The organism is Neisseria sp. P0009.S007, assembly GCF_051962515.1.
Map to the genome: position 1 here is coordinate 1 of NZ_JBQCVF010000260.1, position 1,796 is coordinate 1,796.

The 1,796-nt window shown below is 51.6% G+C and carries 1 protein-coding gene and 2 pseudogenes; all 3 read left to right on the forward strand.

All coding sequences use genetic code 11. The features are described 5' to 3' along the window. A pseudogene (locus tag ACTHS3_RS12245) lies at positions 1–537 on the forward strand (glycine dehydrogenase (aminomethyl-transferring)); the annotation flags it as partial. A 225-nt stretch (positions 538–762) separates the two neighbouring features. Further along, positions 763–1,572, forward strand: a complete 810-nt coding sequence (thiD, locus tag ACTHS3_RS12250) for a bifunctional hydroxymethylpyrimidine kinase/phosphomethylpyrimidine kinase (RefSeq protein ID WP_070607028.1) — start codon at positions 763–765, stop codon at positions 1,570–1,572. Positions 1,573–1,683: 111 nt separating this feature from the next. Then, positions 1,684–1,796: pseudogene (locus tag ACTHS3_RS12255) on the forward strand (OsmC family protein); the annotation flags it as partial.

Consider the following 1,796-nt stretch of genomic DNA (forward strand, 5'->3'; position numbering starts at 1 on the left):
CGCTGGGCATTGCTCAACGCCAACTACGTTGCCAAACGTCTGAGCGAAGACTATCCGATTCTGTATACAGGCAAAAACGGCCGCGTTGCGCACGAATGTATCGTCGATTTGCGTCCGCTTAAAGCCGAAAGCGGCATCACAGAAACCGACATCGCCAAACGCCTGATGGACTATGGCTTCCACGCGCCGACGGTTTCCTTCCCTGTTGCCGGTACGCTGATGATTGAGCCGACCGAGAGCGAAAGCAAAGCCGAACTCGACCGCTTCATCGCTGCCCTGAAACAAATCAAACAGGAAGTGCTGAAAGTCGAGCGCGGCGAATGGCCGAAAGAGGATAATCCGCTGGTGAATGCTCCGCATACCGCAGCAGATGTAACCGGCGAATGGGCGCATCCATACTCCCGCGAAGAAGCTGTCTTCCCATTGCCGTTCGTTCGCGAACACAAATTCTGGCCGAGTGTCAAACGGGTAGATGAAGTGTATGGTGACCGCAATCTGGTTTGCTCCTGCTTGCCGATTGACGCATACGAAGATTAAGCCTGAAGAGGTTTAAAATTGAACAGGCCGTCTGAAAATGAAAATAGTTTTCAGATGGCCTTTTGTTTGTTAAGATATTCCGCCCGAGAACGTACGTTTGTTTTGGGTAAAACAACAAATAAGACTTTCGGAAAGATAAACGGCGAATGCCTTTGTTTGCGGATAAAACCAAAACGGCTTTCAACAACGATAAACACAAGGCCGTCTGAAAAACAGGAGGATATGATGGACGAACTTTTTATTCAAACGCTGACGATTGCCGGCTCTGATTCCGGCGGCGGCGCGGGCATACAGGCGGATTTGAAGACATTTCAGATGCGCGGCGTGTTCGGTACCAGCGTACTGACAGCGGTTACCGCACAAAATACCTTGGGCGTATCGGCGGTGCATCCGATACCGACCGACATGATTGCCGCGCAGATTGCCGCAATTCAGGAGGATTTCCACATCCGCGCTTATAAAATCGGCATGCTGGGTACGGCGGAAATCATCGAATGCGTGGCGGAACAAACCGCCGAATGCGACTTCGGCAAACGCGTGTTGGATCCGGTCATGATTGCCAAAGGCGGTGCGCCATTGTTGGAAAACTCAGCCGTCGAAGCCATGAAACGCCTGCTGCTGCCGCATACGGACGTCTTGACCCCCAATCTGCCCGAAGCGCAGGCATTGACGGGTATCAATATTGAAAACCGCCAAGATGCGGAACGCGCCGCCAAAATTCTTCAGGATTGGGGTGTGAAAAATGTGGTGATTAAGGGTGGCCATCTTGCCGACAGCCAAAGCGAATATTGCACCGACTGGCTGTTTACGCCATATGAAACTATCGAGCTGAACAGCAAACGTTTCCCAACGCCGCATACCCATGGCACGGGCTGCACATTTTCTGCCTGCATCACTGCCGAGTTGGCAAAAGGGTTTAGCGTGCCCGAGGCGGTTCAAACGGCAAAAAACTATATTGCCGCCGCTATTTCCCATCCTTTGGGCATCGGGGCAGGACACGGGCCGGTCAACCACTGGGCGTATCGGGACGAATAATGCGTTCAGACTGATTGTAATTGATTGTATTTTTCAGACGGCCTGACTAGGTTTATCACTTGAAATTGTTTACAATATCGGATTAATGCTTTTACGGATAAAAAAGACACCATGCAAGTTACCTCAAAATGGATAGACGGAATGTGCTTCGTCGGTACAACGGCAAACGGACACAGCGTTGTGATGGAAGGCGCGGCGGCTGAAGGCGAAGTCAAACGCGGCCC